Source organism: Desulfurellaceae bacterium (genome assembly GCA_021296095.1).
Classification (GTDB): Bacteria; Desulfobacterota; Binatia; order Bin18; family Bin18; genus JAAXHF01.
This window is the reverse complement of sequence record JAGWBB010000132.1, coordinates 2,600-7,868: the sequence shown is the minus strand read 5'-3', so window position 1 is coordinate 7,868 and position 5,269 is coordinate 2,600. Positions and strand designations below refer to the sequence as shown.

The window sequence follows — 5,269 nt, the reverse complement described above, 5'->3', positions numbered from 1 at the left end:
GACCGTCTGGTGCTGCTGGGCTACGGCGATGGAGCAGACGGCTTCGTCTTGCGGGTGACCGAAGCCATCACAAGCCGGACGCCCGCCCAGTCTGTGTCCGATCACCTGAGTGAGAAGCGCCTGTATCCCTCCTACCAGATCTTCAAGAAGATGCGGACGTATTACGCCGAGCACGAGGACGGTCCCGAGCTGTCGAACGTGTTTCTGGCCAAAGAGGACAAACAGAACGTTCGGCTGTACGGCTCGCAGTGCCCGCGCTGCGGCACAAAACAGTATCCCCTCACCCGCATCTGCATTGCCTGCCACAACCACGACTCCATGCAGGACGTGCCGCTGGCCCGCAGCGGTCAGGTCTTCACCTTCACCCGAGACCATCTGTATCAGGCTGCGGATTCCCCGACGATCATGAGCGTGGTCGATCTCGACGGGGGCGGCCGGTTGTACATCCAGATGACCGACGTGGACCCCGAGGACGTGCGGGTCGGCGACAGCGTCGTCCTCAGCCTGCGGCGGCGCAAGGAAGGGCCGACTATGCACCACTACTACTGGAAGTGCCGCCCGGCGCGCTGAGGGCTTTTCTTGCCCGAGACGAGTCGGGATGGTACAAGAGGCGGATCGGACAGCCTAAGGAGGACGTATGAAAGCTGGCGTGTTTATGATGCCTTCGCATCCCCCCGAAAGAAGTTTCTACGACGGCCACCAGTGGGATCTCGACCATTTGGAACTGGTCGATCAGTTGGGGTTCCACGAGGCCTGGATGGGCGAGCATTTTACCGCTCCGTGGGAACCCAACCCCGCTCCTGACCTGCTGATTGCGCAAGGCTTGCAACGCACCCAGAACATCAAACTGTGTCCGGGCGCCCATCTGCTGCCCTATCACCATCCGGCCGAACTGGCCCACCGTGTCGCCTTCATGGACCACATCGCCCAGGGCCGTTTCATGTTCGGGGTGGGAACGAGCGGCCTGCCCAGCGACTGGAAGCTGTTCAACGTTGACGGGGCGGGCGGTGAGAACCGGCGCATGACCAAGGAAGCCCTGGATATTATTCTCAAGCTGTGGGCGAGCGAGGAGCCGTTTGAGTTCAAGGGCGAATACTGGACGGTCAACCGCATCGACACCATGCTGGATACACTCAAGTTCCACATCAAGCCCTTTCAGCAGCCCCACCCGCCGATTGGGATCGCCGGCCTGACCCCCGGTTCGGACACCCTCAAGATGTGTGGTGCGAGCGGTTTCATGCCGATGAGCGTCGCGCTCAGCAACGGCTACCTCAAAACCCACTGGGAGGCGGTTGTCGAGGGGGCCGAGTCCGCCGGCCGCACGCCGTCCCGCAGCGACTGGCGCGTGTCGCGCGAGGTGTATGTCGCCGAGACCGACACGGAGGCCAAGGACAAAGCCATCAACGGCATGCTGGGCCGCGCCTATGCCGAGTATCTGCTGCCGCTGTTCAAGTCGTTCGGCATGGTCAGTCTGTTCAAGCACCACCCCGAAGTGCCGGATTCCGACGTGACCATGGAATACCTGGCCGAGTATGTGTGGCTGGTCGGCTCGCCCCGGACGGTCACCGACAAGCTCGGCGCCATGGTTGACGACACCGGCGGGTTTGGCTGTCTGCTGGTCCTGACCTTTGATCAGCTGGAGAACAAAGAGGGCTGGGCAGACTCGCAGCGTCTGCTGATGGAAGAAGTCATGCCCAACTTCCCGGATTGATGGGTTCGGAGAACCTCGTCTCTTTTGAGACCTTACACGTGGGAGCTCGGTTTTGTCCCGGCCTCCCACGTGTGTTTTTCATAACAGTCTGAGCAACGAGGGTGGAGGACAGAAACAGGCTTCACAATTGCAGAGGGAATGTTGGGACTGAGTGGATTAACCGTCAGTTTTTGCTCCCGCGGATGAATCACAAGGTCCATATCTTCTAGGGGGACGGCTCCCATTAAGATACTATCCCCCAGAACAAGCGCGCCGGTAAAACACGTCCGATTCTCAAACTTCAGCTGAATGGGACCAACATAGGGAACAAGCTGGGCTCTGCCGTCCGCTGTTATCACCTCGCGTTGTTCAATAGCAGAAAGTTTGAGCTGGACGGAAACATGTTCGGGAATACACAGCGTCACTGCGTCGGTGTCAACGAGTGCATCCACTTCAAGCGCTTGAAGAGCTGGCTCACGAGGGTTCGACAGCTGGATAGTCGTGTGTACAAGTCCCATAGGCAGCGATTATACGCAAAGATAAGGACGGGCTGCCAGCCCAGTCTTGCCATTCTTCTTATCTATTTCACAACACCCCTTTGGTCGATAAGACGCCCTTGACCCGCGGGTCATAGGCGACCGCGCTGCCCAGCGCCCGGGCGAACGCCTTGAAGGCGGCTTCGATAATATGGTGCGGGTTGCGGCCCTGGGTCATGTTGAAGTGCAGGTTCATACCGAGTTGGTTGCTGAAGGCGAGAAAAAAATCGTGGATCAGTTCGGTCGCAAAGCTGCCGATGCGCTCCTGCTGGACAGACAGATTATAGGCCAGAAAGGGCCGTCCGCTGAGATCGACGACGCAGTTCACCAGGGCTTCGTCGAGCGGTACGCTGGCTTCGCCAAAGCGGCGAATGCCGCGCTTATCGCCCAGCGCGGCGCGAAACGCCTCGCCCAGCGCCAGGCCGACATCTTCAACCGTATGATGATCGTCAATCTCGATGTCGCCCGTGGCCTGGAGCGTCAGATCGAAGAAGCCGTGCCGGGTGAACAGCTCCAGCATATGGTTGAGAAAGGGCACCCCGGTGGCAATCTGGTACTGGCCGCTGCCGTCAAGCTCAAGACTGAGCCGAATGTCGGTTTCGTTTGTTTTGCGGTGCAGGTCTGCGCTGCGCTGCGCCACCTGTGTTGCCGGCTGTGTCATGCTGGCCTCCGTTGAGACGATAGGCAATGGCCCGGCCGTGGGCTTCCAGACCCTCCATTGCGGCCAGACGCAGAATGTGCGGACCGAGTTGACGCAGGGCCGGAACCGATGCCTCGATGATACTCGTCCGCTTGAGAAAATCGTATACGCCGAGCGGCGAGGAGAAGCGTGCCGTCCCGCCGGTCGGCAGGATGTGATTCGGCCCGGCGATATAGTCGCCAAAGGGCTCGGTGGAAAGAGAGCCCAAAAAGATGGCGCCGGCGTGGCGGATGTCTTTCAGCCACGAGCGCGGGTTTTTGACCAGCAGCTCAACATGTTCCGGGGCCAGGGCGTTGGCCAGCCTGACGACCTCGGCTCGGCTGCGGGCGACGATGACCGCGCCGTAGCGCTTGAGCGAGGCGGCGGCAATGTTGCGCCGTTTGAGTGTGGCCAACTGGTCTTTGAGCGCCTCGACAACCGCCTCGGCCAAGCGGGACGAGGTGGTCAGACACAGAGGGGCGGCCATCTCGTCATGCTCGGCCTGGGACAGCATGTCGGCCGCAACATAGCGCGCTGAGGCCGTGCTGTCGGCAATCACCAGGATCTCGCTCGGACCCGCTATGCTGTCGATATCGACCTGGCCGTAGACCAAGCGCTTGGCCGTGGCCACGAAGATATTGCCCGGCCCGACAATCTTATCGACGCGGGGAACGGTCTGGGTGCCATAGGCCAGGGCGGCCACGGCTTGAGCGCCGCCCAGTCGGAACACCGCATCGGCTCCGGCCAGACGCGCTGCGGCCAGCACGCCCGGCTGTAGCCCGGACTGATCGCCGTCCGCTTTTGGCGGTGAGACGACCACGATTTCCTCCACGCCGGCGACCTTGGCCGGGATGATGTTCATCAGCACCGAAGACGGGTAAGCGGCTTTACCGCCCGGAACATACACCCCGACCCGTTCCAGAGGGGTGATTTGCTGGCCCAGGCCGACGCCCAGGCGGTCGGTATACTGCCATGAGGCTTGGCGCTGCTTACGGTGAAAAGCGCTAATACGCCTGGCTGCGGCCTGTAGTGCGCTGCGTTCGGCTTGTGGCAGGGCGGCCGGCGCTGCTTCGAGCTCCTGGTCGCTGACGCGCAGACGGTCGGGATGCAAACGGACCCGATCGAATTTTTTGGTGGCGGCGAGCAGCGCCCGATCCCCCCGGCGTCTGACATCCCGCACGATCGCCCGCACATCGGCTTCGACCTGGGCGCTGGCCTGCTCGCCTCGGCTGAACAGCTTCTCCAGGCGGCGCGCGCAGGCCGGATCTGCGGTGCTGAGCAGGGGAACCGTCATGCGACCGTGCGTCTCCGTTCTTCCGTGGCGCCGTCTTTTTCCGCGCTCACCCGCCGAATATCCGCCCCCAGCTGAGAGAGTTTCTCTTCGATCTTCTCATAGCCCCGGTCCAGGTGGTAGACGCGCGACACCTCGGTCTTCCCCTGCGCCGCCAGGCCGGCCAGAATGAGGGACACGCTGGCCCGCAGATCGGTGGCCATGACCGGCGCACCGCTCAGCATGGCGACGCCGTTGACCGCAGCCGTGTTGTGGCGGATGTGGATATCGGCCCCCAGGCGGGTCAGCTCCTGGGCGTGCATAAAGCGGTTCTCGAACACCGTTTCGGTGATCAGGCTGCGGCCGTCGCCAAGGGTCAGGAGGGCCATCATCTGGGCCTGGAGATCGGTCGGGAAGCCCGGATACGGCCAGGTGATGACATCAACCCGGCTCGGGCGCTCGTCCCCCTTGACCGTAATGCCGTTGGCCTCAATTTCCAGCCCGATCCCGGTCGCCCGGAGTTTTTGCACAAAGGCGTCCAGGTGATCGGCCCGTGCCCCACGGACAAATATCTGGCCCGAGGTCATTGCCCCGGCAATGAGGAAGGTGCCGGCCTCGACCCGGTCGGGAATAACGCGCTGTTCGGCGCCGTGCAGACGGGCGACGCCGTCAATGCGGATAACCGGCCCGCCGGCACCGCTCACCCGAGCGCCCATGGCGTTCAGCAGCGTTTGCAGCGCGACAATTTCGGGCTCGCAGGCGGCGTTTTCAATCTGGCTCGGGCCGTCGGCCAAGCTGGCCGCCATCATCAGGTTTTCGGTGGCGCCGACGGACGGAAAGTCCAGGCTGATCCGGGCGCCGCGCAGGCGGCTGGCCCTGGCCTCAACATAGCCTTCTTGCAGGCGGATCTCGGCGCCGAGCTGTTGCAGGCCGGCCAGGTGAATATCGACCGGTCGGGTGCCGATGGCGCAGCCGCCGGGCGTCGAAACCCTGGCCCGGCCGAAACGGGCCAGCAGCGGACCCAAGACCAGAAAAGAGGCGCGCATGGTCTTGACCAGCTCATACGGGGCTTCGAGGTGACGAACCGATGGGGC

6 protein-coding genes are annotated in these 5,269 nt (G+C 62.6%); 2 read left to right on the top strand and 4 right to left on the bottom strand.

The annotated features are described in order from the left end of the window. Both J4F42_20965 and J4F42_20960 read left to right on the top strand, forming a co-directional pair. Window positions 1–570: OB-fold domain-containing protein (locus tag J4F42_20965; protein ID MCE2487993.1), on the top strand; the 570-nt coding region annotated here is incomplete at its 5' end. Between the two features lie 67 nt (window positions 571–637). Next, the gene (locus tag J4F42_20960; protein ID MCE2487992.1) at window positions 638–1,711 is read left to right on the top strand and encodes an LLM class flavin-dependent oxidoreductase; all 1,074 of its coding nucleotides are present in this window, start codon (window positions 638–640) and stop codon (window positions 1,709–1,711) included. A 32-nt stretch (window positions 1,712–1,743) separates the two neighbouring features. On the opposite strand, the gene J4F42_20955 is transcribed toward J4F42_20960, so the two are convergent. From J4F42_20955 to murA, 4 genes are all read right to left on the bottom strand, one after another. Further along, on the bottom strand, window positions 1,744–2,208 hold the full coding sequence (locus J4F42_20955) for a clan AA aspartic protease (GenBank protein ID MCE2487991.1): 465 nt from the start codon (window positions 2,206–2,208) through the stop codon (window positions 1,744–1,746). A gap of 67 nt (window positions 2,209–2,275) precedes the next feature. Further along, window positions 2,276–2,866, bottom strand: coding sequence for an imidazoleglycerol-phosphate dehydratase HisB (gene hisB, locus J4F42_20950; protein MCE2487990.1), 591 nt, complete (start codon window positions 2,864–2,866; stop codon window positions 2,276–2,278). Continuing rightward, window positions 2,802–4,199, bottom strand: coding sequence for a histidinol dehydrogenase (gene hisD, locus J4F42_20945; GenBank protein MCE2487989.1), 1,398 nt, complete (start codon window positions 4,197–4,199; stop codon window positions 2,802–2,804). Before hisD ends, hisB begins: the two co-directional genes overlap by 65 nt. After that, window positions 4,196–5,269: UDP-N-acetylglucosamine 1-carboxyvinyltransferase (gene murA / locus J4F42_20940; GenBank protein ID MCE2487988.1), on the bottom strand; the 1,074-nt coding region annotated here is incomplete at its 5' end. The genes hisD and murA, both read right to left, overlap by 4 nt.